This is a genomic window from Mycobacterium sp. URHB0021, assembly GCF_054057895.1.
In genome coordinates this window covers 4,049,974-4,076,651 of sequence record NZ_JBSRZT010000002.1, presented here as the reverse complement: position 1 = coordinate 4,076,651, position 26,678 = coordinate 4,049,974, and the positions used below count along the sequence as shown (strand labels likewise).

Below are 26,678 nucleotides of genomic sequence, written 5' to 3'. Positions count from 1 at the left end.
TTTTCAGTCAGTGTGGCGAGGAGTGTCATCTGCCGACAGGGTCCGTAGCGATGCGATATTCGCCGCGCCCCGGTCAGGCTAACCGCCCGCGCGCTCGAACCTGTCCTCGAAGTCACCACCGCCGGCGCAATCGCTTCCCGCCGCCACGGTTTGTTTGCCTCGGCCGGTCAGCACCGCGATCGGATCGTCCAACTACGCCGGTAACGGGTACCCTCTTCGTTGCGTGTCCACTTGTCGCCGGCGAACATCAGCGTGATGACTCCGTCAGCCCCGTGGAACACGCTCATGCACTTATCGCCAACGCGAAGACAGCACCTGCCGGGAGCGAGAATCTTTCCGGCGCACTGATGTTCATCGTGAACCTCGTCGTGGGCGGGCGGTGTGGCCGCCGCCGTGGAGCTCACCAAACACGACAAACCCGCCGCCAGCGTACCGTCGACCGTGTCCGATCGTGCTGTCGTAGGGCCGCCAAACCTCGCCCATGCCAACGCGGCTCAGCAACTCGATCAGCTGATAGCGGCCGAATGGCGTGCCCTCCACCGGCTCACGATAGCGGCCAACAGCCGTCAATGTGGCGTGATAGGCGGCGTCGGGCACCCGATGTCCTGCGGCGCGGAGCTAACCATTGGTTTCCGAGACCGGCCGCTTTGTCACCGACAACAACGGGCCCCAAGCCAGGGCACCACACCGGGACTTGCCGGCCTCGGACACTTTGCAACGCACCATTCGCGTCGACCGTGCGCCCCGGCAGCAACTACCGAGGGCATCGACAGATGGGCCACCTGGGCGCACATCGATTGTTCGTGCTCGATTTTGTACGCCGGCAGAATTTCGAATATTGGGATCGGTAGCCGCGCCGATGGTCTGTACTGAACGCCGGCAACGCCAATGGGGCGGTGCCCGACGGAAGGACGGAACCGTCCATGAACCGACTTTCGCGGTTCGCGACGACAGTCGCAGTATCTGGCGCCGTGGCAATGGCCGGTCTGACACTGGGCGCCGGTATCTCACCCGCTGAGGGCCCCAGCTATCAGGGTGGGAACTGTGCGCAGGGACTGACCTGTACCCACTGGTGCCCCGGCGACCCCGCCATTCCGGGCAGCCAGGTGCTGTCCTGGGATTGGAACGTCTGCCACGACTGGTACTGGAACTCGGAAGGCATCGTCGACGTCGCTACCAACACCATCTACCCGTGGTCGGGCACACCTCACCCGGCAGCACCGCCGCCACCGCTGCCGGCGGCACCCCCTCCGCCGCCTCCAGTGGGTCCCCATCCGTTCTGCAGTCCACGCGGAGCCCTCATCATCATCCCGCCGATCTGCGACGAAATCGGTGTCGACCTACCTCCCGGCTCGGTCTCGGGCCAGTGATTCGATCACATATCGGAGGAAAGCAAAAGCGTTGCGACACAACGTCAGGTATTGACCCAGGCGCTGCGCCGACCTTCAGAGCAACCCTTCATCGTGCGCGTGCTCGATGGTCGACAGCGTGGTCCTCATATGCTGAACCGAAATCTCGATCGCCCGCTCGGTATCACCGCGGCGATAGGAATCCAGAATCTGGGCGTGTTCAAGATTGGATTCGGCGCGGCGGTCCGGACTTGCCTGCAGTGACAGGCCGACGTAGGAAGATGCGCTGTCCCGCAAGCCGTTCAGGGTAGTGGCCAGACGACTGGTTTTATCGGTGTCGTTGAAGCATGCGTGGAACTGCCAGTTCAGCTCCGACCAGATGCCGCGATCCTTGACGCGGTCCATCTTGCGTATCAGCCGCTCCGCTTCGTTCAGCCGCTCGGGCTCGACGCTGCCGACCATTCGTCGCACCATGATGGGCTCCAACGCGACTCGCATCTCGTAGATTTCACGGACCTCGCCCAGATCAAGGCTGCGAACCGTGGAGCCCCGATGCGGATCAAAGACCACCAAGCCCTCACCGGCAAGGTCGCGAAGCGCCTCACGGACCGGTGTCACACTCACCGAGAACTCGGAGGCGAGTTCGACCTGCCGCAACCGCGTTCCACCGGGAAGATCCCCGTCCAAGATCGCCCGGCGAAGGTGTTCCAGCACATAGCTGTGCGCGGTCGGGTTCGGCCGCTCTCGGCGTCCTTGCTGACCACTCATTATCGCTGACCTCCGGACATCGGCTGTGTCGCCGGCGAAATTCTTGGGGTGAGTTTACGCGTCAGGACATCCGTCCCCTGACATGAAACTCGCCGCGGATGTCAGCACGACTGCCACCCGCCCCGAGTAAGCAGGACAGCAGGATGCGCGCTTTGCGAGCATCCAGCCAGCCGGCCAGGATTGCGCCGCGCGAGATGAGATCGGATTCCGAGCCGGCAAACCCGTAGGTGGACTCGTGGGTACTGCCGGCTCCGGTCCGCGACGCGACGACGACGGACAATTGTGATGCGCGTTCGATCACGTCGGCGAATGCCGCCGACACATGGCCGACGCCGAATCCGGCCACCACGGCGCCGTCGTAGCCGGCCGTCGCCACCATCTCGAGCAGCTCACCCCGGTCGCCGAGGGTGGTTTCCAGGAGAGCAACGCGCGCAGGCGCCGCAGGGCGGTTCGGCAACGGCAGTGCCCGAGCGGATCGTCCGCCGTAGACCGGATACCCGGCGGCGATAAAACCCGTAGGGCCGAATACGGGGGAGCAGAACGCGTTTGGCGCGCTGGAATGACTCTTGCGCACCCATGTTGCGTGATGTATCTCGTCGTTGAGCACCACCAGGACACCCCTGTCCCGAGACGATGGGTCGGCAGCTACTGCGATCGCCGCGGCCAGGTTGGCTGGACCGTCGGCGCCCAGCGCATGAGCGGACCGCATCGCGCCTGTGACGACCAAAGGTTCGGCGCGCTCCCAGTAGAGATCAAGTAGATAGGCGGTCTCTTCGATGGTGTCGGTACCTTGCACCACCACCGCACCGCCGGCGCCGGCGCGCACCGCCGACCGCGCCCAGTCAAGGGTTTCGGCGATATCCTCGAACCGTAGCCACGCACCCGGGATGCTCGCCAATGTCGTGGTTTGGACGTCGGCGACGGCCGAATCCGGCAACAGTCGGATTAGGTCGGTGGCGTCGAGCGCCGGTGCGACGTCTCGTCCATCGGGACGCGAGGAGGTCATCGTGATCGTGCCCCCCAGCGATGCGACCGCCACGCGGGCGCCGTTCACCGGTGCTCCGCTTCGCGTACCCGCGGCCGCGCGATGACATTGTCCAGCCACTCTGCCACGATGGCGCTGACCAATTCTTCGTGTCTTGTGTAGAAGTGGTCGCAGTCGTCGATAATCCGAACCTCGACCTCACCCGCGGCCGCCTCGGCGAAGGCTTCGGCGGGGTAGAGATCGCGATCTTCTTGCGAGCCCCGGATGAACAGCACCGGGCACGCGATACTGGCCGCGTCGTCGAGAAGCATCGGCGAGTTGGTCAGCGCGTCGACGAAAGATGCCGCGGTCGTCACGTAATACCAACCAGGCATCGTCATCAACCGGTCACCGTGCCCACAAGCAACGAGCTCCCCGGCCCGGGAGATGAATTCGTCGAGTTGCTCGCCGGCGAAGAGTCCGAGCCGCGAGGCGCGGCGCACCATTTCAGCTCCTCCGCAATGGGCCGACAGCAGCACCAGAGCGGGTGTCTCCGGATGCTGGACGACATGACGCGCGGCAAGCATGCCCCCGTTGCTGTGACCGATGACGATCGGAGCGCCGTAGTCGCGGTTCCCCAGAAAGTCAGCCGCGCAGCCATTGTCGGCAATCGCCTGGGCGGTCGTCTGGTAGGCATTGCCTTCCGGATCACGCGCCGAGCAGCTCACGGTGTCATGCCCGTGGCGGTTGTAGGCAAGGCTTGCGATTCCACGCTCGAGTAGCGCTGGCGGCAGGAACCGCAGCGCTCCGCTGTAGAAGTTCATCCCGTTGCCGTGCATCAACAGAGCCGACGCCCGCGTGGCGCCTTCCTCTGGTTCATAGATGAGCCCCATCAGCGGCGTGCCGCTTGTCGGGATCTCAACAAGTTCCATCACTACGAAACCTCTCCGGACGGCCGCCACACCCACTACGGTCATCATCGATATTGACACAACGCATTGTGGATTTTATACAATCGACTAACCCAATCCGTGGAGGCCCTCGTGAGCGGTAGCGTAGGAAAAACCGGCCGTCCGACCGAACTAGCGGCTCAGATCGCTCTCCCGCGCCTGCCGCTCGGCATCGCGCTGGTCTTCTTTCTGGTCTTGGGCGGCTCCTACGTGACCAATGCCATGGACAGGCAGGTGTTCCCTGCACTGCTGCCGATGATCAACTCGGACCACGGGTTCTCACTGAGCCAGGGCGGTCTGCTGTCGACGATCTTCACCCTCGGCATCGGCGTGGCCGGCATTCCTGGCGCATACCTGCTCAACCGCTACACACGCAAGACTGTCGTGATTCTGGGCATCGTCACCTACTCCGTGTTCACCGCGCTGACCGCGGTGTCCGTCGGCTTCGCGGATATGTTCATTTACCGAGCGCTCTCGGGCGTCGGAGAGGCCATTCAGAACGCTGCGTTGTTCGCCGCCGTCGGCGCCTATTTCTTCAAGAACCGGGCGCTGGCCATCGGTGGCCTCAACTTCGCCTATGGCGTCGGCGCTTTCCTCGGGCCGCGCCTCGGAGCCGGCCTCGCCGATTCAATGGGCTGGCAGGCGCCGTTCTACATCTTCGCGGTCGCCGGCTTGGTGTTCGCTGTGGTGATCGCCGGCGTCGTCAGCAAGCGTTTCACCGAGCAGTCCGAAATCGTGGAAGAGGGCGACTCCGACCGCGTGCTGGCGCATGTCCCCCCGCAGCTCTACAACCGCAACGTCCTGATGTTGATGGTGGTGGCTGCGATCGCCGGCGTGTCGGTCTACGGCTACCTCGGCCTGTATCCCACCTATCTGCAGCAGGAGCTTGGATTCCCGGTGGTGGACGCCGGGACGGCGGCCGGCATGTTCGGTCTCGGCGCATTGATGGGCATACCGGCCGGACTGCTCGGTGACCGGTTCAACCAGCGCTGGATCCTGATGGCCTCGCTCGTCGGCGGCGCCGTCATCGGGTACCTACTCTTCCACGGACCGACGAGCCTGGGTGGCCAGTCGGTGCTGTCGTTCCTGATGGGGACGACGGGCAGCGGACTGCTGTTCACCAACACCTACTCGGCTATGCAGCGCGCGGTGCGGCCGGAGCGGGTGGGGCATGTCTCGGGCGTGTTCGTCAGCTCCTGGTACCTTCCGTCTGCATTGGCCGGGTATCTCTTCGCACTGTTGCATGACGCTTTTGACTGGGGCGGCGCCAGCGTCGTGCAGTTGACCATCCTCCCGTTTGTCGGTGTGGCCGCGCTGCTGTTCCTGAAGACGGGTGAACTGACCACGGCGAAGGTCGGCGTTACCCATCACTGAAAAGAACTGTGCCCGAGTAACTTCAATTATCGCTAGGTGACAACGCTCGTCGCGGTGGCCGGCGATGCAATCGATGACGCAAGGAGACGCTGATGGTGGAGATGAAGTCCGAGGTCCGCGATGGCATGCGTATCGACTGGGATGTCAAGATTCCGGTCGACGACGGAACGCTGCTCGCGGCCGACGTCTACCGGCCGGACGACGATCAGCCGCATCCCGTGTTGCTTGCGATGTGCCCGTATCCGAAGGGTGTGCCGTTTCAGCTCGCCTATGCCAACCAGTGGAACGCGCTGGCCACCGAACATCCTGAGGCGCTGGAAGGTTCGTCCAACAAATACCAGTCGTGGGAGTACCCCGATCCCGAGCAGTGGGTGCCACACGGGTACGTGCTGGTGCGGGTCGACAGCCGCGGAACAGGCGGCACCCCAGGCGAAATCAGTTTCTTCTCCGCCCGCGAGACCAAGGACCTCTACGAGGCGATCGAGTGGGCGGGCACACAAAGCTGGAGCAATGGAAAGGTGGGCCTCAGCGGCATCTCGTACCTGGCCACCAATCAGTGGCACGTCGCCGCCCTGCATCCGCCGCACCTGGCGGCCATCGCACCATGGGAGGGTGCCAACGATTTTTATCGCGAGTACGCGCGCTCAGGCGGACTCGTCTCGGAGTTCATGCCCTCGTGGATGCCGGCGCAGGTCACTCCATTTCAGTACGGTAACCCCGATGCGCCCGTAAACCCGAACACCGGGCGGCGAGTGACCGGCGACGAGGTGGTGCCGGCAGAGGAACGCGAGCGACTGCGGATCGACCCCGGCGTCGAGTTCAACAAGCATCCTTTGGACGACGAGTTCTACCGCGAACGTTCCGTTGACTTAGAAAAGATCACCGTTCCGCTGCTCTCAGCGGGCAACTGGGGCGGTGTCGCACTGCATCTACGCGGCAACATCGAGGGTTTCATGCGGGCCACGTCGCCGCAGAAGTGGCTCGAGGTCCACGGTTACGAACACTGGACCGAGTTCTACACCCCCTACGGGCGTGACCTCCAACGCAGGTTCTTCGACCACTTCCTCAAAGGCGAAGACAACGGTTGGGACGCCACACCGCCGGTGCAGTTGAAGGTTCGGCACATCGACAAGTTTGTCGAGCGTAGTGAGGGCGAGTGGCCGATCGCGCGGACGCAGTGGACCAGGTACTACCTCGATCCAGCGCGAAAAGCACTCTCTACCAAGCCCAGGCAGGACACGGCGTCCGCGTCGTATGAGCCACGGATGACCAAGTTGTCGTTCCGTACCGAACCCTTCTCCACCGAAACCGAGATGACAGGTCCCGTCGTGCTGAAGCTGTTCGTCAGCTCGTCGACGTCCGACGCCGACATCTTCGCGACCGTCAGCCTCTTCGACCCCGACGCCAACGAGGTGCTGTATTCCTCGGCGATGGAGCCCAAGGCCCCGTTGACTCAGGGTTGGCTGCGGCTTTCGCAGCGCAAGACCGACCCCGATCGGAGCCTGCCGTATCGCCCCTGGCACACCCACGACACCATTGAGAAGCTGGTCCCCGGCCAAGTCTACGAAGTCGAGGTCGAAGTGTGGCCGACGTCGATCGTGATCCCGCCCGGCTACGTGCTCGGCCTGACCATCGAGGGCACCGACTACAACCACGGTCTGCCCAACCCCAAGCATCATTACGGACGCCCGCAGACCGGCAGTGGACCGTATTGGCACGAGCATCCCGGCGACCGGGACAAGCCCGAATACGACGGCACGGTCACCATCTTTGCCGAACCCGGCTGGGAGCCCTATCTGCTGATGCCGGTGATCCCGGCAAGTTCCGACCGAGAGGACATCGCACACTCGTGAGCGACATCCCGCTGAATCGGCTCACCACGGCGGTGGTCACCATCGACATGCACCGCGGTCACCTCGACCCCGCAGTTGCGACCATGCCGCTGCCCGCGGAAGCCGCCGCGCGCGTCACGGCGGCCAACAAGGTGCTGATTGACGGCGCCCGCCGCGTCGGCGTGCCAGTGATCCACGTGGTAACCAGCTACCACGACGTCAGCGAGATCGCGTCAAATCCGTGGTGGAAGCGGATCGCGGGTACCGATGCCACCCGCTCGAATGTGTTGGCACACCAGCTTCCGGGCAGCCCGGGGCTCGAGGTGATGCCTGGATTGCTCGATCCGGCCGACGTCGTCGTCTTCAACAAGAAGCGGTACGACGCGTTCGTGGCCACCGAACTCGACTTCGTCCTGCGCGCTCGCGGCATCAACACCGTTCTGCTCACCGGGGTGAACACGAACAGCTGCGTGCTGGCCACCACCGTGTCTGCCAATGCGAAGGACTACGCACCCGTCGTCGTCGAGGACTGTGTCGACACGATGGATCGGTCGCTGCACGAGGCGGCGTTGAATTTGATCCGCCAAGCCTTCGGCTGGACGGCCACGGCTCGAGAGGTCCTGGGCGCGCTGTGAGGGTCGTCGACATCCACGCCCACGTGATCCCCCCTGCGCTGGTCGAGCGCATGCGCTCTGGTCAGGCCCCCGATGGCATCACCATCGACCACAGCAGTCCGCAACCAATGGTGGTCCACCGGCAGGGCTATCGATATCCGCTACTCGACGCGTTCCACGATGTTCCAGCCCGATTGGCTCAAATGGACGCTTCTGCAACGGATGTGGCGGTGCTGTCCATTGCGCCACCGCTGTTCCTGTACTGGATTGAAGCCGACGGCGCAGTCACGGCGGCGCAGACCATCAACGACGCGATCACCGCCATGGTCGCACAGGCACCACATCGATTCGCGGGACTCGCCACGCTGCCGATGCAGGATCCCACCGCGGCGGCGGCCGAATTACGGCGCGCTGTAACGGAACTGGGCATGCGCGGCGCGCAGATCGGACCGCACATCGAGGGTGTGCCATTGGACGGCGCGTCGATGCGCCCGGTGCTGCTAGCCGCCGCTGACCTTGGTGTGCCCCTGATTCTGCACCCGTATTACGTCGGCTCGTCGCCTGGGCTCGACGACTTCTACCTGACCAACCTGCAGGGCAACCCATGGCAGACGGCTTTGAGCGCGTCGCGGCTCATTCTGTCGGGCACTCTCGATGAGATGAGTGACTTGGACTTTGTTCTCGTGCACGGAGGCGGGCATCTGCCCTACCAGATCGGCAGGCTGGATCACGGTCACCGGGTCCGGCCTGAGGCACGTATGGCGGCCGCCGCTCCCAGTGAGTATCTGCGTCGATTTCACTACGACTCGTTGACGCACAGCACCGCCTCCACCAGGTGGCTGATCGACCGTGTCGGCGCGGACCGGGTCATGTTCGGCACCGACATGCCGTTCGACATGGCGGGCGGGACGTTCACCGAACAACTGGACGGCTTCTCCGGTCCCGTCGATGAGCTGTCGGCGGTCGCCGCGGCCAACGCCGACCGGTTGTTTGCCCTCGACCCGGAAGCCGGGGATGCCTGAACCGATCCTGCTGCACATCGATGGCAAGGACGTTGCCGCCGCCGACGGCGGAGTATTCGATGTGCGAAATCCGGCCACGGGCGAGCTGGTTCACACCGTCGCCGACGGCACGGCCGACGATGTCGACCTCGCTGTGCGGGCCGGACGGGCCGCCTTAGACGACGGGCGCTGGCCGCGGAGACTCGTTGGTTCTCAAACCCAGCGAGCTGGGTCCGTTGGTGCCCCGTCGGCTCGTCATGCTGCTCGAGGACGCCGGGTGCCATCGGCCGTGCTGAATTTCGTTCCGGGACTTGGACCAGCACCGGTAAAGCGCTCGCCGAACATCGCGGTATCGCCAAGCTTGACGTCACAGGTGGTACCGCGACGGGACGTGTCATCGTCGCCGCCGCGGGGCATGCGTTGATTCCGATCACTGCCGAATTGGGCGGCAAGGCGCCCGTGCTCGTGTTCGATGACGTCGATATCGACGAAGCGGTCGCGGAGGCGTTGTGCGCCGCGTTCATCGCCACCGGGCAGACCTGCGTGCAGGGCGTACGAATACTGGTGTCACGCAACATCTACGAGGCGTTTGTTGGCCGCCTTGTCGAGCGCACCGGGAACTTGCGCCTCGGCGACCCGCTCGATGTGCAGACCCAGATCGGCCCGCTGGTTTCGCAGGCGCAGCGCGACAGGGTCGCAGAAGCGGTCGACCGCGCGCGCCGCCAAGGTGGCGGGGTGCTGGCAGGCGGCCGAATTCCGGAGGGTACTGCGTACTCCGACGGGGGGTTTTACGAGCCCACCATCGTCGCCGACGTGGGGGTCGACGACGACTTGTGGATCGAGGAGGTGTTCGGTCCGGTTTCGGTGATAACCGCGTTCGACGATGAAGCCGGCGCGGTGCGCCCTGCGAACGATTCGCCGTTCGGTCTGGCCGCGTCGGTGTGGACTCGTGACATCGGTCGGGCTGTGCGGGTGGGTCGACGGCTGGGTATCGGCATCGTCTGGATCAACGATCACCACCGCATCGACCCGGCCTCACCGTGGGGCGGTTTCAAGGACAGCGGGATCGGCTCCGAGAACGGTATCGAGGCATTTCGTGCCCATACCCAACAGCAGTGCCCGATCATCAACACATCTCGCGGTGATTTCGACTGGTTCGGTGCTGTCGCGGACCTCCGCTATTCGGTAAGGAGCCAGGTATGGGCAAACCGGAACTCGTAATTGCGGGTGGCACTGTCGTCACACCGGATGGCCGTCGGCGGGCAGATATCGCCGTCGCTGACGGGCGCATTGTCGAGATGGGCCCGTCGCTGCGCGAGGGCCGCACCGTCGTCGACGCGTCCGGGTTGCTGGTCATGCCCGGCGGCGTGGACACCCACGTGCACTTGATGGATCCGGGCGATCCCGAACGTGAGGACTTCCCGACCGGCACCAGCGCTGCGGCCGCGTCCGGAGTGACGACCATCGTCGAGCACTCGCACGGGCGTCCGGTGCGCACCACAGCAGACCTCGCCGACAAAGTCGAGTATCTGGCCGATCGCTCGAACGTCGACTTCGGTCTGGCCGCCCACGCCTGGCCCGGCGCCGTCGCCGAGGTGCCGGCACTGTGGGAGGCCGGGGTGACGTTCTTCAAGGTTTTCACGTGCACCACACATGGCGTCGCCGGTCATGACGCCGCAGCGCTCCGCGCACACCTGGAAATGTCCGCACTGATGGGGGCGGTCAGCCTGCTGCACTGCGAGGATGAGTCGCTGACCGAGGCCGCCGAGACAATGCTGCGCGGGCAGCGCCGTGACGACCCCGGTGTGCTGCCCGAGTGGCGTAACCGTGACGCGGAGTTGGTGGCCGCTGCGGTGGCCGCGCTGCTGATCCGCCGTACCGGCGCGCGCGCAACGATTGCCCATGTCAGCAATGACGAAGTCGCGGCGTATGTCGCAGCCGAACGCGCCAAGGGCGCCACCATAGCTGCGGAAGGTTGTCCGCAGTACTTTCTGCTGCGCGAGTTCGAGGTTCATGAGCACGGAGCGCTTCGCAAGTTCACGCCGCCGGCGCGGGCGCGCACCGACGAAGACGAGGCGCAGCTGTGGCGGCTGTTGCGCAGCGGCGTATTCACCCACATGTCCAGCGATCATGCGCCGTCGACGTTGGCGCACAAGAGCGCAGGCAACATCTGGGAGGTGCACTTCGGACTGCCCGGGCTGGACAGCACGATGGCCGTCCTCCTCGACGCCGCGGCGCGTGGCCATCTCGCCTACGAGGATATCGCCCGCGTCTACAGCCTCAATCCCGCACGCACATACGGATTGTGGCCACGCAAAGGCCGGCTGGCGCCCGGCGCCGACGCAGACCTCGTCCTCGTCGATCCCGCGGCAACACGGACACTGCGCAATGCCGATGTGCTGTCGAAGGCGGGGTGGACCCCTTTCGATGGACGAACACTGACCGGCCGCGTCGTGCAGACGTATCTGCGCGGTCGGCTCGTGGCCGAGGAAGGCAAGCCCGCCGACGACCGTACCGGGCAATTCATCCAAGGGGGAGGAGCGCGCGGACACTAGGAACGCGCCTCAATACCGAATTCATCCGACTGGATTTCAGGTCGTGCTGCAACGTCGTTGGTAGGAACCGAAATACCGACATCGGTGAGCTCTCATTCGCATCGATTACCTAGATGAGACTTCCGCTACACCGGCCCAAGCTGATTCAAACGGCGCAGCCTTGCGTTTGACCTGAACTGGTGGCTGCAATGCCGCCGGCGTTGGCGTTGCGATGAGGTGTTCAACCCAGACGGACCGCCGCGACTATAGGCAGGTCCGGAAGGAAACAACTTTGCCGCGACGGCTTTGGGGTTGAGGCGGCGTTTCCGACTCTGGCGCTACGATCCTCCGCTCAAGACATCGGCGTTCGTGACGGCCGTCGGGACAGCGTTGATCTTCAACTGGTTTGCGTTCAGGCGAACGGCTACTTCGACGAGCGCACGCCGTTGACGATGCTGGCCTCGCGTGCCGGCCTGGAGATGGATGCTGGCGCCAAGGCGACGTACAACGGCGTGCAGATCGGTCGTGTCGGCGCTGTAAAAGCGATCGAGGCCGGCGGCAAGCAGGAGGCCGAGCTGACGCTGGAAGTCGACCCCCGATATCTCGCGCTGATCCCCGAACGTCGGGGCCACGATCAGCGCCACGACACTGTTCGGCGACAAACACGTGTCGCTGACTAATCCGAAACGCCAGTCGCTGCAGCGTATCTCCTCGTCCGATCCGATCGACGTGACGACGGTGAGTACCGAATTCGACACATTGTTCGAGGCAGTCGAGGATTTGGCTCGACAGGTCGATCCGATCAAGCTGGACCAAACCCTCAACGCCACCGCGCAAGCACTTTGGCGGCCTCGGCGAGCCGTTTGGTCAGTCGATCGTCAACGGTGACCAGATTCTCGCCGACCTCGATCCGCGCGTAGCCCAGGTCGATGGCGACAACCACCTGCTGGCCGACCTCGCGGACGTGTACGCCACCTCGGCGCCGGCCTTGCTGGACAGCCTGCAGAACGCGGCGACGACCGCGGACACGTTGAGCGAACAACAGGGCAACTTGGACTTCGCGCTGATGGCCGCGATCGGGTTCGGTTACACCGGCGGCGACATCTTCGACCGCGGCGGTGCGTACCTGGTGCGGGCCGCCGGAGACCTCACTCCCACCACCAGCTCCTTGACGCGTACAGTCCGGACCTGTTTTGCACCATCCGCAACTTCCACGACGTCGAACCCAGGGTCGCCGCAGATACCGGGCAAAACGGCTACTCCGCCGTCACTCACACCGAGATCGTCGGACCGGGCAACCCCGACGTCTACCCGGACAACCTGCCGCGCACCAACGCGCGCGGTGGCCCGGAGGGCAGGCCGGGCTATTGGCAGCCCATCACCCGTGACCTGTGGCCGGCGCCGTACCTGGTGATGGACACCGGGTCCTCGATAGCGCCGTACAACCACGTAGAACTGGGCCAGCCGAGCGTGATCGACTACGTGTGGGGTCGTCAGGTCGGTGAGAACACCATCAATCCCTGATCGCCATCGCAGAGCTGACTTCGGCGCCGACGGCAGGCTGGGTGACCGTGCGTTTTACCGTCTGGAACGTGCGTACCGAAGCAACAACTGTGCTTCTTATGGCCGGTCAGCTGAAAATCGGCTGAGGTCAGCAAAATTCGTATTGGACGGCCCAATAGCCGGGTGCCGGCTCCCACCGTGCTGAGAAGTGACCGCCGAGCGCCGGGTTCGCATCGTTGACCATCCCCGCTCCGCCCATCCCGGGGATGAAGCCCGGCGGGTCCCACGTGATGGACAGCGGATCACCCGGTGTATCTGGGGTGCAGTCGCTCTGTTTGAGGAAATAGCCGTCGGTCACCGTCCATTCGGCGCTGTCCTGGCCGGGGTAGGCGTCGGTGGGGCTGCGTGCGCGGTGACTGCGCTGCCGATGAGCATCGACGCGGCAGCACCGGCGGCAATCAGAATATCGCGGGGAATTCTGCGTCGACTTCGCATTCTGAGCCCCTCCGCAAGCCAGTCGATACCGACAGTTGTCAAATTAGAGGAACCGGCTGGCGGGTGTCGCAAAATGCGCAATCGATTTCGGCGAAGGGCGACGCAGATGGACGGCGCGTCTTGACGGTGGGCACGGCAGGCCGACGTCACCTCAACGCGTATCGAACCGGCAGGTGCTTGAAACCACCGACGAACGTTGTCGCGGACAGTTCCGGCTCACCCGCAAGCTCGATCGATTCCAGCCGGGGGAGCAGTTCGGCGTAGAGGCTACTCATTTCCATCCGCGCCAGCGCGGCGCCGAGGCAGAAATGTACCCCGGATCCAAAGGCGAGGTGCTTGTTGGGGTCGCGGCCGATGTCGAAGCGGAACGGGTCGTCGAAGACGTCCTCATCGCGGTTGCCGGAAACGTAGGCGAGGTACACCGACTCTCCCTGAGCGATGTCGACCCCTCGGACCGTGGTGTCGGCGGTGGCCGTGCGCATGAACTCCTTGACAGGCGTGGACCAACGGATCATTTCCTCGACCGCCGTCGGCATCAGTGACAGATCGTGCTTCAAACGGTCCAATTCGCCGGGGTTTTCGACGAGCGCGTGCAGTCCGCCGGAGATGGCGTCCTTGGTGGTGTCGTGGCCGGCGGTAGCGATGATCAAGTAGTAGGACGCGGTGTCCATTTCCGAAAGTGGTTCACCGTCGATGCGCCCGTTGGCGATGGCCGAGGCGAGGTCTTCGGTGGGCTCCCGGCGGCGCGACGCGGTCAGCGTGGCGAAGTAGTTGAAGAAGTCGAGCAGCACCTCCAGCATGTTCTCGGCTGCCTGGCCCCGCTGGTGTTCGACGTCATCGGCGCCGAGAAACTCCTGCGTCAGCTTGTGCATTCGCGGGAAGTCCGATTCAGGTAAGCCCAGCAAGGACAGAATGACGTGCAGGGGGAGGTCGACGGCGATGTCGGTGACGAAATCGCACTCGGGTCCGATCTCGCGCATCTTGTCCACATACCGCTTGGCGAGTCCGTCGACGCGTGCCTTGAGCTCACGCATGGCCTTCGGTCGAAACCAGTCCGCGCCGATCGCGCGCATCTTGCGGTGGTGCGGGCCGTCCATATGCACCAGGGTGCGTATGCCGGTCCCCGCTTCCTGCTGCATCTTGAGCAAAGCCTCCCGTTCCTCGGGCTCCAGTACCGGCCGAGGCCCGCTGATGAACAGATTGTGGTCGCGTTCGATGGCCATGATGTCGGCGTGTTTGGTGATCGCCCAGAACGGCCGGTAGGGCGGATTGTCCACCAACGCAATCGGATTGTTGACCCGAAGATGGCGCAGCGCCGCGTGCAGGCGTTCGTCGTCGGCGTACGCCATGGGATCGGCCAGTACCTTGGCGGCGTCACTCGCCGCGGACGTGTTCACATCGGCTCCTATGGGTTGTCGAGACGCGACCCGCGTCAAGGCAGCCAGCCGCGACCGCCACGACCGGCGGATCTCCCGTACCCCTGAAAACGTCGTAGCGCCGGGATCGCTTCAACCCGGGAGCCGCCGCACGACAGCGGCGTAGGTCAGCTCCTCAGCTAGCGAGGAGCTCCTTGAGGGCGTCGTCGATGAACTTGATGTCGTCCGGATTGGCGCCGCCGCCCGCGAAGTGGCCGTAAATGCCCGGAATCACGCGCAACTCGGCGTTGGGGATGTGGCCGACAGCGAACTCCTCGTCCTCGGGCGGGAAGTAGAGGTCCTTGATCGCCGGCAACACGATCATCTTGGCCTTGATGGTCTTCAGCGCGGCGACCTGGTCGCCGTCGAAACTGCGGCCGGGCGTCGCACCGACGTTGCCGTTCTGCCAGGTCCACAGCATCGTCAGCAGATTGTTGGGGTCGCGACGATCAAGGAAGAATCCCTCCCAGAAGCCGACGAGGTAGTCCTCGAGGGAGGCGTAGCCCATCTTCTTGTACTCCTGCTGCCAGAAGAAGGCTTGGGAGAATCCCCAGCCGGCGTACACCCGGGCGGCCGCGCGCAAGCCCTTGGCCGGTTTCTCGGTGTACCAGCCCTCTTTGAACGCGGCGTCCGCGGTCAAGGCAGCCTTGACCCCCTCGAGGAACACGACGTTGTGCTCGCTCGTCTTCGAGGAGCCGCAGAACGGAAGCGCTCGCTGGACCATGTCGGGGTAGCTGACAGCCCACTGGTAGGTCTGCCCGGCACCCATCGACCAGCCGGTCACGAGCGGAAGCGTCTCGATCCCGAGCGAGGTCACCAGCTGGTGCTGCTGCTCCACCTGGTCGTAGAAGGTGACGTGAGGGAAGCGGGCGGCGTTATAGGGCGGCGGCGTGTTCGACGGTGAGCTGGAGAGCCCATTGCCCAGCATGTTGGGGACGATGATGAAGTACTTCGCCGGGTCCAGGGCCATACCGTCCCCGATCAGCCATTCATTGTCCCAGTGACGCCCCGAGTACCAGGTCGGGTACACGATCGCGTTGCTCTTGTCGGCGTTCAGCTCGCCGTACGTCTTGTATGCGAGCTTGGCGTCGCGCAGCGTGGCGCCGTGCTGCAGCGTCACATCGCCCAGGTCGAAGATCTGGTAGTCCTGCGGGAACTCATCCATCGGATGGCACCTCCTCATCGTGGGATGCGCCTGATTGCGCACCATCGGCACGGCCGGATCCTGGCGTACTTTCAGTAGCCCTACTGCGTCCGAAATGCCTTGATATCGGTGATGTTAACGAATACGAGCGGGCTTTTTCGGTTTTGCCGCTAACCCACAGAAGTTCCGTCGAATTGAGATTCCCATGGATGGTGATCAACAGATCATCGAGCGAGGGTGACATGGTTGCCGAGCAGGAGCATAAGAACACCGCAGACCTTGGTGCCGTGACGGCTCATGGATTCGAGGCTTCAAGAACCCTTCTTCAGACGCCCTTTCAGAGCTGCACTCCGGACTAGTCGAATTGCCAGAATTGTCGACGTCAACATGGGAATCACACCGAGAAACGTTCGTTCGGAGGGCGTGGCCCCATGCAGATGTTCGAGGCTGCCGAAGACATAGAAGCATCCGAGGGTGAACAGAGTGGCCGGGATGGAATAGGCCATCCAGCTTCCGCGGTCGGTGATGGCCTGCTCGGCAAGACTCAGTTCGTCATCCGACATCGGTTCGCGTTTGCGCAACTTCCGCACGACCCCAAAGATGCTTCCGACGTCCTCGCTCATCGCAGCGTTCTTCCGATTCAACAGCCGGTTGGTGAACACCGCGGCGACTGTCGCGAACACCAATACGAGCACCAGGGCGATGATGGTCAGGATTCCGAACAGGCTCGAAGTCGTCATGTCACATCTTCATCGCTGGCGTAGCGGACGGGCGCGCACCAGTGTCGGCCACCAGAACCACGGCCCGAGGATCCTCAGGATGGACGGCACGATGAACGAACGCACGATCAAGGTGTCGAGAAGAAGGCCGATGCACACCGTCGAACCCACCTGGCCGATGGTCCTGAGATCGCTCGTAAGCATCGCGAGCATGGTGAACGCGAACACCAAACCCGCGGACGTCACCACGCCACCCGTGCTTCCGAGGGCGCGGATGAGACCGGTGTTGATCCCAGCGTGGACTTCTTCTTTCACTCGGGCGATCAGCAACAGGTTGTAGTCCGAGCCGACCGCCACCAGGATGATGAACGTGATCGGCAAGACCAGCCAATGAAGATGCAGGCCGATCAAGTGCTGCCAGACGAGGACGGAAAGACCGAACGCACCGGCGAACGAGAAGGCCACCGTTCCTGGAATCACGAAGGCGGCCATCAGACTTCGCGTGATGAACAACATGATCAGGAAGATGAGCGCGAACGCTGCGATCGCCACGATGAGTAGATCCGAAGCGGCGTAGGCCTTGATGTCCTTGTTGTTCGATGCCGCGCCGCCGATGTAAATCCTCGAGCCGGCCAGCGAGGTCTCTTTCAGTGCTGTTTTGATGGCATCGGGGAAAGCTTCGACATGTTCGACACCTTCGGGCCCCATGGCGTTGCCCTCGTGGGTGACGATGAAACGGGCCGCCTTGCCGTCCGGCGACATCATCAGCGTCATACCGGTCTTGACGTCTTCGTTGTCGAAGGCCTCTCTTGGGATGTAGAAGAAGTCATCGCTGCGGGACTTGTCGAAATCGTTTCCCACGTTGATCATGTCATCGTAGGTCTGGTCGGTCTGGGTGGACTGCAGATGCGCGGGACCGTACGAGTGGACGATGACGGCCTGCAGCGCCTGCGAATCGTCGAGCATGACCTTCAACTGGGAGATCAATTGGGGCATGAGCGCATCGACGGCCTGAAAATCAGTGACGGCGTATCCGATCTGCTCCCTCAGAGCGTCGATGCCGTCTAGCCCATCGAACAGCGAACGGAACGCCCAGCACACGGGAACGTCGAAACAGTGCGGCTCCCAATAGAAATAGTTCTTGAGCGGCCGCATGAAGTCGTCGAGATTGGAGATGTCGGAATTGACCTCGTCGGTGACCTGCTGCAGATTCTCCAAGGTGAGCACCGTCGAGTGCAGATCATCAGCCAACTTCTGAGTGAGGTCGATGGTCTTGCTCAAGGTCGCGACGGTGTCGGCCTGGATCTGCGCCTGCTTGTCGGTGTCGGCGTTCGCCTGCTGATTGAAGGGCAATTGTTGACCGGTGCCGCTGCCTTGCGTGGTGAACAGGTAGGGAAGCGTCGCGTGTTCCAGAGGTCGGCCGAGGGGCCTGGTGATGCTCTGCACCATGGCGACACCGGGAAGACGGATGAGACTCTTGGCCACGCGGTCCAGCGAGATGAAGTCAGCCGAGTTGCGCATGTCGTGATCCGACTCGACCATGAGCATCTCGGTGAACAGCTTACTCTGTGAGAAGTGCCGATCCGAGGCCGCAAACCCTTGATTGGCAGAGGCATTGGCCGGTTGGTAGGCGCGGTCGTCGTAGTTCACCCGGTAGGTCGGCACGAACACCGCTCCGATCATGACGACGGCGCAACTGGCCGCGAGGATCGGCACCGGCCAACGCACCACACTTGCCCCGATCCGTCGATACAGATGCGCTTTGACCATCCGTCTCGGGTCGAAGAGCCCGAACAGGCTGCCGACCGTCAGCAGGGCCGGGCCCAAAGACAGCGCAGCCGCGATGGTGAACAGCATGCTGATCGCCACCGCCGGTCCCATGGTGTGGAAATAGTTGAGCCGCGCGAAACTCAAGCAGTAACCCGCCCCGGCGATGGTCAGCCCTGAGCCGATGATGATGGGGGAGACACCCCGGTACGCGGTGTAGTACGCCTGCTCGCGACTCTCGCCCTCCTGCCGGGCCTCCTGATAGCGACCCAGTAGAAAGATGCCGTAGTCCGTTCCCGCTCCCAGGGTCAGCGCGACGACGATGTTCACGGCGAATGACGAGAGCTCGATCAATCCGAAATGCCCGAGAGTTGAGATGACTCCCTTCGCGACCAGCATCTCGATCAGAACGCTGGCCAGGGGCACCAGCAGGGTGCTAACGGAGCGGTAGACCAGCAGCAGCATCACGACGATCAGGATGATCGTCACGATGGTGATGTTGTTCAAGCTTGCATTCGCAATGGACAGCGTGTCCGAGGCGAGCGGCGCGGCACCGCTGACATAGACCTTGAGCCCCGGCGGCGGGGTGTCCTTCGCGACGATGTCACGAACGGCGTCGACGGATTGATTCGCTTGAATCTGGCCGATATCGCCCGCAAGACGCAGCAGCACATACGTCGCCTTGCCATCGACGCTTTGCGCTCCAGCCGCGGTGATCGGCTTTCCCCACAGATCCATGACGTATTGCACGTGCTGCTTGTCTTGGTTCAGCCGACGCATCAAATCGTCGTAGTATCGATGGTCTCTGTCATCCAACGGTCGGTCGCCTTCCAACACGACCATGGTGAGGCTCGTGGAGGTGGATTCCTTGAACTTTTCACCGATGCGCAGCATCGCTGCCTGCGACGGCGCGTAGGTCGGAACCATCGGCCCCGCGAGTTCGGCCGCGACGTCCTCGACCTTTGGGATGAAGGTGTTCGTCGTTATGGCCAGAAGCGCCCAAAAGACGATGATCGGTATGGCCAGGACACGTACCGCTCTCGCGATGAACGGTCGGTTCGCCCGATGCTCGCTCACGCGGATTTCACCCTGCATGTGATGTCAGCGTCCTGATGGGTGTCCGACTGTTCGTCGCGGACAACGCCATTCACCAACATCCGGCAGCCGACCTGACCCCCATGGACCTGCGCCGAGATACTGCCGGACACCACAGTGAGCGTGGTGGTCTCCGTGTGCGACCATGGCAACGTCGTGAGATCGACTTGATGTGGATGCCCGTCGATATCCACGTAGTCGAGCATTCCCCCTTGGCCGATGTCCCCGAACAGTTCGTACGTGAGTTGCTTGGGGGTGAACTGCTCGGGTGCCTGTGGACTATTGACAGCGATGACAGGCCCGGGAGCGGACGCCTGGTGCACCTTCCACATGCATACCGCACCAACTGCGACCGCAACGACGGCAACCAAAGGCAGCCAGATTTTCTCCAGGACAGTCCGACAGGCGCAACGTTGGCTCACTCGATCTCCTCCCGGAATCCGGACGACTGCGGCGGACCGGCCAGGAGAATCACGCAGTCGCACAGCGGCAGGGCTCGCCCCGGCCCGCAAAAAGAATACACGCTCTCTAAACGCCCGCAATGAGGATGCTCGCTGTTCGTGTGGGTACGGGCACCATCTGTGGCGGATGCCTGCAGGACGTCGGGTAGCAGCGCAGTAGAACAACGTGGAGGGCGGTCAGCGGGCGCTTTCTGCGCGAACGCTACTGGGGGTCGGTGACCGTATCGCATAGCGCGAGGACAAGGGTGTCGACGAAGTCCGCGCTGGCCAGTTGCCCCATCAAAGCCGAGTTCACCATGTGGCCCTGCAGGAGTACGACTAGGACGCGCGCCACACGCTGGGCGAGTGCGCTGCGGTCGCGAACGCCACTGGCATGCGTGGCTGCCCACGGGTGAATCACCGCAGCCAGTGACTCCGCGAGAGTCCTTGCTGCGCCATCGACAACAGTCCGCAGTTCGGGATCGGTGGTGGCGGCTCCCCAGAACTGCACAAGGACGTCTCGGGGAAAGTCATCCTCGACCAGGACCGTGAGAAAAAGGTTCAGCACATCGCCCGGCGTGTAGAGCCGGCCGTCGGTGAGCCGCGCCTCGAACTCGTCGAGTTGCCGGGTGAGCAGATAGTTGGCGACGTACCGCGCAAGCTCGGCCTTGTTCTTGAAGTTCGCATAGATTGCACCGGTCGACAGCCCGGACTCCGCCACAATGTCGGCGATCGAGGTATCGGCGAGACCCCGGAGCTGCAGGCATCGCACGGCAGCCAGCGCGATTTCATCGCGCCGGTTCCGGCGGTAAGCGGCAGTCACCCTCGGCACTCCGACAGGGTAGCCACCGGCGATCACCAGGGGCAACGTTCATCCAATTCGTGAACGACCGGTGATCGCGATTCTGGTCACCAACGGTGGTGTGCGAGTGTCCTCAGGAAGCGTTCTCGATCGTGACCGGATCGATCCGATCTGCGGGTGTGAAGTCGAATACCCGTGAATAGAAATAGAGTTCGGCTTCGAGGGTACGCCGAATGGTCTCCGCCTTGCGGAACCCGTGCTGCTCGCCCTCGAACGCCAGGTAGACGAACGGCAGCCCGTTGGTGCGCAGGGCAGCCACCATGGCCTCCGCTTGGGCGGGCGGCACGATCTCATCCTCCAAGCCTTGGAACAGGATGACCGGGCACGACAATCGGTCGGCGAAATGGATCGGCGAACGCTGATAGTAGACATCTTTTGCCTCCGGCCACGGACCGATCAGTCCGTCGAGATAGCGTGACTCGAATTTGTGGGTGTCGGTGGCCAAGGCGGCACAGTCCGCCACGCCGAAATAGCTTGCGCCGACGGCAAAGTCATCGTGAAAGACAAGCGCGCACAGCGTGGTGTAGCCACCTGCACTGCCGCCCCGGATCGCCAGACGCTGTGCGTCCACCTCACCATGGCCGGCCAAATAGCGCGCCGCATTGATGCAGTCGTCGGTGTCGACGATTCCCCACATGCCGTTGAGACGCTCCCGATACCTTCGGCCGAACCCTGAACTTCCGCCGTAGTTGACGTCCGCCACGCCGAATCCGCGACTGGTCCAGAACTGGATTCCCAGATCGAGATGGCTGCTGGCCATCGCGGTCGGTCCGCCATGACTGATGACGATGAGCGGCGGATTCTCGCCGGCGGGACCGACAAACTCCGGGTTGGTCGGTGGGTAGAACAGGGCATACGCCGTGGCCCGCCCCAGGTTGGTCGGAAACGCGACTGGCCGCGGCGATGCGACGAAGGCCGGATCGACATCGTCTTCGACACTTCGCCCCAGCACCTCATTGGAAGCCGCCGACGGTGTGAGGCGCACCACTGAGGCGCTCTGGGTCGGCGAAGCGGCGACCATGACCAGCCCCCGGCCGTTGGAACTCAGCGCGCTCAGAACCGTGTAGGGCAGAGCCACATCCACCATTGGCTCGCCCGGTGTCAGGTACGCCAGGTGGTCGAATCCGTCCCGTGAATACTGCACCGCGATCCGACCGTCATCGAGGAAGGCATAGCGCGACATCCCGAATACCCATTGGGGCGTCCCGAACTCGGCTTCCATCGGCGCAAGCGCCTCCGTCACGTCCTGCTGCACTCGGTAGAGATTCCACCAGCCGGTGCGGTCCGAGATGTAGTGGAGCACTCCGTCAGGACTCCACTCGGGTTGGAAGATCGATTCCGTGGCTCCGCCGGCGACGAGACGGGCACCGGTGACGGATCCGTCAGCGTGGAAGTCGGCCACCCACAGCTCTGTGCCGTCCCACGGCATCCGCGGATGGTCCCAGGTAAGCCAGGCCAGGTACTGACCGTCCGGGCTGAGGCGGGGCGTCGAGAAGAAATCGTGACCAGACACAATTGTCCGCGGTGCGGCTGAGCCGTCAGTGGGCACCACAACGAGTTCATTGACCGCACCGCGGTGGTCGGAATGATGGCTCTCGCGAACACAGACCAGCAGTCGTTCATCGGCGGTGGCGCGAGCGTCGGCAAAACGGTCTCCCGACGCCGTCAGGGGTTCAGCGGTGATCGGCACCGGCCCGCCGCCGCGGTCCTGTCGATAGAGGCGTTGGTCGGCGAAATTGGAGAAATAGACGCTCGAAGCGGTGACCAGATAGGCACCCCCGCCGTACTCGTGGGCACGGGTACGGACATTGAACGGCTTCGGCGTGAGCTCGGTTCGCCGGCCATCACCAGAGATGCGGATCAGCACGTAACGTCCGCCCTCGTGCGGCCTGCCCTCCAGCCAGTAGACGTCGTCACCGACACACGAGGCTTGGGCGATCGGCACCGAGTCGGCCGCCACACTCGCGGCCGAGATCGGCGAGCGCCAGCTTCCGTACGGAGCTACCTGAGACATGACCGTACTTTAGCTGTTGTCAACTTCCACGATGGCAACCCTTTTCGCTGCGGCGTCCGCCCGGGGAACCGACATGACAGCCGTGGTCGATGGACAGCTTCGTCCGTACGGAGTTGACCGTCTCAGGATCGCAGATGCCTGCGTCATGCCCCGAATCACTGCAGGCAACACCATGGCACCGCTCGAGCGTTCGCGTTGACTTCGGTCTCCAATCAGCTGGCCGGAGGGAATCTCGACACATTCCGGCACGCTATCGAGAGGTTGGACCGAAGCGCCTATCTGAGCGAGGGCTATTACGGGCGATGGCTCCATGGTGTCGAGCTGATGCTCACGGAGAGCGGTCTGCTGGCGTCGTGCGCAGTCGAGATTCGCGTGCGCAATCTGTGCGGTGAGCGAATCGAAGAATCGCCGGCACCTCAACCGGTCACCCGTGACTATACGGCCACGGCCGAGGGGTCACTTCGCGTCTTGGACCACGCACCCGCCTTCATCATCGGTGAGAAAGTGCAGGCCAAAAACATGTCCCCGGCTGGGCACACCTGATTGCCGCGCTATGTGCCCGGGCACGTCGGAACCGTCACGCACATCCAGCCGGCTCTCGTCTTCCCTGATACGAACGCGCACCTCGAAGGCGAGAATCCGCAGTACGTGTACACCGTGCGATTCGAGTCCCGCGAACTGTGGGGGCAGACAGTGAACCCTTCGCACTGACGATCGAGATGTTCGAAAGTCACTTAAGGAAGCACGCATGTCCAACGGCGAATCATCAGCACTCATGCCACCGTCGCTGCGTGCCGAGGCACTCGAGCAGCTGCTCGCCGAGCGGGGTCTGGTCGAACCGGGTGAACTCGACGCCATCATCACCACCTACGAAACCAACGTGGGCCCGCTGAACGGAGCAAAGGTCGTCGCAAAGGCCTGGAACGACCCGGGCTACCGGGAGTACTTGCTCGACGACAGCACCGCCGCCATCAAGGAACTGGGCTTTCTCGGAACTCAAACCGAACACGTCGTCGTCGTGGAGAACACCGCGACCAGCCATCATGTTGTGGTGTGCACGTTGTGTTCGTGTTATCCCTGGCAGCTGCTCGCTTTGCCGCCGAGCTGGTACAAGCACCCTACTTACCGCGCTCGCGTAGTCAAGGAACCCCGAAAAGTTCTGTCGGGGATGGGTCTTGAGCTTGCCGATGATGTACATATCACCGTTCACGACTCCAGCAGTGAAGTGCGATGGCTGGTGTTACCCGAGCGTCCGATCGGCACAGAGGCTCTGTCCGAGGACCAACTCGTCCCGCTGATCACGCGCGAGGCGATGGTTGGTGTGGCAAAAGTCGCGGCACCATGACCTCGCCGATGGACATCGATGCTCCCGTGGCGCCGCCCCGCGCCAACGGCGAGCTCGTGTTTGCAGAACCATGGGAGAGCCGAGCCTTTGCTATGGCTGTCAGTCTGTACGACGCGGGCATGTTCACTTGGCCGCAATTCCAGGCGGCGCTGATCGCCCGGCTCGCGAGCTGGGAGGCGTCATCGACGAAGAACCTGGACTGGAATTACTACCATCACTGGCTGGGTGCACTCGAAGACCTGATCGCCGGGTGCGGCGCGCTCCTGCCCGATGACGTCACCACTCGGGCCGCAGCGCTGGCTCATCGCCCCGTCGGCCACGATCACGCGCACTGATCGGCGCACGCTCGCCGAGTCTGCAAAGTCGTGTCCGGGTGAGTTTTGCATCTTGGTGGAGCGCGCGGCAGCGTACGGGACAGTCGGGAGCCCCAACTCGCCCTCATCAGGTGGCTCACGCCGAATGCCGAATCACTGCCATCGCAGAAGACAGCTACACGTAGATTCGCGCCGATAGCAAATTCGCGTTACTGTTATTTATATGGAAAGCGCCACGCGGCCGTACCGGATGACCGCGCGAGCCGTCACGACGGCGCGTACCGCCACCGCCATATTGGAAGCCACGTGGGAATTGTACGAGGACAAACCGTTCGCCGACATCACCCTTGCCGACATCGCCGCACGTTCGGGCGTGACAGTGCAGACGGTGCTGCGCCGGTTCGGTGACAAGGACGGGGTCTTCGCCGCGATGTTCGCCAAGCTGGGCACTGAGGTGGTCGAGCGGCGCGGTCGTGTGCAGCCCAATGTGATCGACGACATTGTCTCCAACTTGGTTGACAACTACGAGCTCTCAGGGCGTCTTATGCTCAAGATGCTCGCCGAGGAGGCGACTACCCCGGCGGTGCGGGATACCCTCGCCGCCGGCCGGATCGGCCACCGCAACTGGTGCCGGACGGTTTTCTCCGACACCCTGGAAGGCTTGCCCCGTGCACACCGAGACCGTCGGCTTGCGCAGCTGGTCGCCATCTGTGATTTGCGCACCTGGGAGGTGCTGAGGTTCGGATCAGGACTCAGCCGCCGGGCGACCAAGCTGGCGCTATCTGAGATGCTGGCACCGCTCGTCCAGAATGGGTAGTTGCTGAGTTCCACGCGGCTTCAATCATCAACTCCTCACCGCTGTCAGGCGAGGCGCCGCCTCCGACGCAGCACCCAGCGAGCGACGGATGCCCGCCATGCGCAGGCCTCATCCTTTACCCGCGCACTGTATTGAAGGACTCAACCGGTCGTCTCGATCCCTCGGTTCTTCGGAGGTGCGCGGTGGGGCAGAGGGCGCGGATGTTGGAGGTCGGGGCCATCGGGGTCTGATGTCGTTGCTGGGTCGGCCGGCTACTACCTAGTCGACGCCATCACTTGAAAGCGATGTAGTAATTGTTGAACGGGTCTGTTTCGATTTCACGGACATCGACGCTCCTGAATCCCGCATCGGTCAGCATCGACACCGCCAGCTGCCTTCCCCACATGCTGCCCAGCCCCGTACCGCCACCAGCCAGCGATACCGTCATGCAGTGCATGGTTGAAATTGTGTACAACAGCGGCGCCCAGGGTATCTCGATATTTTCCTCGAGACGGCTCGATGCCTTGATGTCCGCCATCAACAATGCGCCGCCAGGTCGCAGTGCGCGGTGGATATTTTCGAGCACGCGCGCCGGCTGGACCTGGTCGTGCACCGCGTCGAACACGGTAATGACGTCGAACGCGTCCGTCAGGTCCAGCACTGTGAGGTCCTGTGTCAGGAATGTCGCGTTCGGCACACCGAGGTTCGCAGACTCGACGCGTGCGGCGGCAACGGCCGGTTCGGCGAAATCGAGGCCGGTGAACCGGCTGGCAGGAAAAGCTTGTGCCATGACATTGATGGCATGACCGCTGCCACAGCCGAAGTCAGCGAGGTCGACACCGGATCGCAGTTTATCCGGTAGGCCCTCGACCAGTGGGAGGATGTCCTCGACGAGGCTGGTGTCGATCAATGCGCGCGCCTCTTCTGCTCGCGCCGCGTGGAATCTCGGGAACTCCGAATACGGCAGGCCGCCGCCGTTGCGGAAGCAGGCAATGATCTTCTGCTCGACCTCGCCGAGGATCGCGATATGGGGCGCAACCTTCGCTACGTTATTCAAACCGCCCGCGCGAGTGAGCGCAGCGGTGTGATGGGTGGGCAACGCATACGTTTGCGACTGCGCCTCATAGGCGACGATCCCCGCAGACGCGAGGCCGCCCAGCCATTCGCGCACGTACCGCTCGTTGAGTCCCGCTGCGTCGGCAATCTCCTTACTGCTCGCGGGCGGCAAGGTTGCGAGTACATCGAACAGCGAAGTTTGGTGACCAATGCTGACCAACAGTGCAACAGCAGCATCGCTCATGATGTTGATCATCCGGTTGGTGAAGCTGTCGGCGGCGGCCTGGTCAGAACTAGTGGCCTCCGCTTCATCGATCGTCGACATAG

General features: G+C 63.3%; 25 protein-coding genes and 2 pseudogenes. 14 read left to right on the top strand and 13 right to left on the bottom strand.

The window, feature by feature from the left end; translation table 11 throughout:
- Positions 1-351 precede the first annotated feature (351 nt).
- Positions 352-597: a hypothetical protein gene (locus tag ACVWWN_RS22245; protein ID WP_457145778.1), complete on the bottom strand. Its 246-nt coding sequence runs from the start codon at positions 595-597 to the stop codon at positions 352-354.
- A gap of 326 nt (positions 598-923) precedes the next feature.
- On the opposite strand from ACVWWN_RS22245, the gene ACVWWN_RS22240 reads away from it, so the two are divergent.
- Positions 924-1,370, top strand: a complete 447-nt coding sequence (locus ACVWWN_RS22240; RefSeq protein ID WP_457145777.1) for a hypothetical protein — start codon at positions 924-926, stop codon at positions 1,368-1,370.
- 75 nt (positions 1,371-1,445) lie between these two features.
- On the opposite strand, the gene ACVWWN_RS22235 is transcribed toward ACVWWN_RS22240, so the two are convergent.
- The 3 genes from ACVWWN_RS22235 to ACVWWN_RS22225 all read right to left on the bottom strand — a co-directional run bounded on the left by ACVWWN_RS22235 (position 1,446) and on the right by ACVWWN_RS22225 (position 4,013).
- Positions 1,446-2,117: a GntR family transcriptional regulator gene (locus ACVWWN_RS22235; protein ID WP_457145776.1), complete on the bottom strand. Its 672-nt coding sequence runs from the start codon at positions 2,115-2,117 to the stop codon at positions 1,446-1,448.
- Positions 2,118-2,178: 61 nt separating this feature from the next.
- Positions 2,179-3,171, bottom strand: coding sequence for an asparaginase (locus tag ACVWWN_RS22230; RefSeq protein WP_457145775.1), 993 nt, complete (start codon positions 3,169-3,171; stop codon positions 2,179-2,181).
- Positions 3,168-4,013 (bottom strand): alpha/beta hydrolase, encoded by an 846-nt coding sequence (locus ACVWWN_RS22225; RefSeq protein WP_457145774.1) that lies wholly within the window; start codon positions 4,011-4,013, stop codon positions 3,168-3,170. The genes ACVWWN_RS22230 and ACVWWN_RS22225 overlap by 4 nt, the downstream gene beginning before the upstream one ends.
- Positions 4,014-4,124: 111 nt before the next feature.
- Here ACVWWN_RS22225 and ACVWWN_RS22220 point away from each other — a divergent pair, with 111 nt between their 5' ends.
- From ACVWWN_RS22220 to ACVWWN_RS22190, 7 genes and pseudogenes are all read left to right on the top strand, one after another.
- Positions 4,125-5,405, top strand: a complete 1,281-nt coding sequence (locus ACVWWN_RS22220) for an MFS transporter (RefSeq protein WP_457145773.1) — start codon at positions 4,125-4,127, stop codon at positions 5,403-5,405.
- 92 nt (positions 5,406-5,497) lie between these two features.
- The gene (locus tag ACVWWN_RS22215) at positions 5,498-7,258 is read left to right on the top strand and encodes a CocE/NonD family hydrolase (RefSeq protein WP_457145772.1); all 1,761 of its coding nucleotides are present in this window, start codon (positions 5,498-5,500) and stop codon (positions 7,256-7,258) included.
- Positions 7,255-7,872: a cysteine hydrolase family protein gene (locus ACVWWN_RS22210; RefSeq protein WP_457145771.1), complete on the top strand. Its 618-nt coding sequence runs from the start codon at positions 7,255-7,257 to the stop codon at positions 7,870-7,872. Before ACVWWN_RS22215 ends, ACVWWN_RS22210 begins: the two co-directional genes overlap by 4 nt.
- Complete coding sequence (locus tag ACVWWN_RS22205) at positions 7,869-8,873, top strand: amidohydrolase family protein (protein ID WP_457145770.1); 1,005 nt, start codon at positions 7,869-7,871, stop codon at positions 8,871-8,873. Before ACVWWN_RS22210 ends, ACVWWN_RS22205 begins: the two co-directional genes overlap by 4 nt.
- Before the next feature lie 54 nt (positions 8,874-8,927).
- Positions 8,928-10,073 carry an aldehyde dehydrogenase family protein gene (locus tag ACVWWN_RS22200; RefSeq protein WP_457149231.1) on the top strand — a complete coding sequence of 382 codons (1,146 nt, stop codon included), beginning with the start codon at positions 8,928-8,930 and terminating at the stop codon, positions 10,071-10,073.
- Complete coding sequence (locus ACVWWN_RS22195) at positions 10,052-11,407, top strand: dihydroorotase (protein WP_457145769.1); 1,356 nt, start codon at positions 10,052-10,054, stop codon at positions 11,405-11,407. The genes ACVWWN_RS22200 and ACVWWN_RS22195 overlap by 22 nt, the downstream gene beginning before the upstream one ends.
- Positions 11,408-11,698: 291 nt before the next feature.
- A pseudogene (locus ACVWWN_RS22190) lies at positions 11,699-12,910 on the top strand (MCE family protein).
- Positions 12,911-13,037: 127 nt separating this feature from the next.
- Here the strand turns inward: ACVWWN_RS22190 and ACVWWN_RS22185 are convergent.
- From ACVWWN_RS22185 to ACVWWN_RS22150, 8 genes are all read right to left on the bottom strand, one after another.
- Positions 13,038-13,247, bottom strand: coding sequence for a hypothetical protein (locus tag ACVWWN_RS22185; RefSeq protein ID WP_457145768.1), 210 nt, complete (start codon positions 13,245-13,247; stop codon positions 13,038-13,040).
- Positions 13,248-13,530: 283 nt separating this feature from the next.
- A complete protein-coding gene (locus ACVWWN_RS22180; RefSeq protein WP_457149230.1) occupies positions 13,531-14,733 on the bottom strand; it encodes a cytochrome P450 in 1,203 nt (400 codons plus the stop codon).
- Between the two features lie 202 nt (positions 14,734-14,935).
- Positions 14,936-15,964, bottom strand: a complete 1,029-nt coding sequence (locus ACVWWN_RS22175; RefSeq protein ID WP_457145767.1) for an alpha/beta fold hydrolase — start codon at positions 15,962-15,964, stop codon at positions 14,936-14,938.
- Between the two features lie 290 nt (positions 15,965-16,254).
- Positions 16,255-16,683, bottom strand: a complete 429-nt coding sequence (locus tag ACVWWN_RS22170) for a hypothetical protein (protein WP_457145766.1) — start codon at positions 16,681-16,683, stop codon at positions 16,255-16,257.
- 9 nt (positions 16,684-16,692) lie between these two features.
- Positions 16,693-19,524 carry an MMPL/RND family transporter gene (locus ACVWWN_RS22165; RefSeq protein WP_457145765.1) on the bottom strand — a complete coding sequence of 944 codons (2,832 nt, stop codon included), beginning with the start codon at positions 19,522-19,524 and terminating at the stop codon, positions 16,693-16,695.
- Positions 19,503-19,946, bottom strand: coding sequence for an MmpS family transport accessory protein (locus ACVWWN_RS22160; protein WP_457145764.1), 444 nt, complete (start codon positions 19,944-19,946; stop codon positions 19,503-19,505). The genes ACVWWN_RS22165 and ACVWWN_RS22160 overlap by 22 nt, the downstream gene beginning before the upstream one ends.
- A 241-nt stretch (positions 19,947-20,187) precedes the next feature.
- Positions 20,188-20,796, bottom strand: a complete 609-nt coding sequence (locus tag ACVWWN_RS22155; protein ID WP_457145763.1) for a TetR/AcrR family transcriptional regulator — start codon at positions 20,794-20,796, stop codon at positions 20,188-20,190.
- Between the two features lie 103 nt (positions 20,797-20,899).
- On the bottom strand, positions 20,900-22,840 hold the full coding sequence (locus ACVWWN_RS22150; protein ID WP_457145762.1) for a dipeptidyl-peptidase 5: 1,941 nt from the start codon (positions 22,838-22,840) through the stop codon (positions 20,900-20,902).
- A gap of 64 nt (positions 22,841-22,904) precedes the next feature.
- Here ACVWWN_RS22150 and ACVWWN_RS22145 point away from each other — a divergent pair.
- From ACVWWN_RS22145 to ACVWWN_RS22120, 6 genes and pseudogenes are all read left to right on the top strand, one after another.
- Positions 22,905-23,039: pseudogene (locus ACVWWN_RS22145) on the top strand (GMC oxidoreductase); the annotation flags it as partial.
- Positions 23,036-23,383, top strand: coding sequence for a hypothetical protein (locus ACVWWN_RS22140; RefSeq protein WP_457145761.1), 348 nt, complete (start codon positions 23,036-23,038; stop codon positions 23,381-23,383). The pseudogene ACVWWN_RS22145 and the gene ACVWWN_RS22140, both read left to right, overlap by 4 nt.
- Positions 23,384-23,395: 12 nt before the next feature.
- Positions 23,396-23,551, top strand: coding sequence for an SH3-like domain-containing protein (locus ACVWWN_RS22135; protein ID WP_457149229.1), 156 nt, complete (start codon positions 23,396-23,398; stop codon positions 23,549-23,551).
- Positions 23,552-23,588: 37 nt separating this feature from the next.
- Positions 23,589-24,185, top strand: a complete 597-nt coding sequence (gene nthA / locus ACVWWN_RS22130; RefSeq protein ID WP_457145760.1) for a nitrile hydratase subunit alpha — start codon at positions 23,589-23,591, stop codon at positions 24,183-24,185.
- On the top strand, positions 24,071-24,520 hold the full coding sequence (locus ACVWWN_RS22125; protein WP_457145759.1) for a nitrile hydratase accessory protein: 450 nt from the start codon (positions 24,071-24,073) through the stop codon (positions 24,518-24,520). Before nthA ends, ACVWWN_RS22125 begins: the two co-directional genes overlap by 115 nt.
- 202 nt (positions 24,521-24,722) lie before the next feature.
- On the top strand, positions 24,723-25,316 hold the full coding sequence (locus ACVWWN_RS22120; RefSeq protein WP_457145758.1) for a TetR/AcrR family transcriptional regulator: 594 nt from the start codon (positions 24,723-24,725) through the stop codon (positions 25,314-25,316).
- A gap of 271 nt (positions 25,317-25,587) precedes the next feature.
- Here the strand turns inward: ACVWWN_RS22120 and ACVWWN_RS22115 are convergent, their stop codons facing one another.
- Complete coding sequence (locus tag ACVWWN_RS22115) at positions 25,588-26,676, bottom strand: class I SAM-dependent methyltransferase (RefSeq protein WP_457145757.1); 1,089 nt, start codon at positions 26,674-26,676, stop codon at positions 25,588-25,590.
- Positions 26,677-26,678 lie beyond the last annotated feature (2 nt).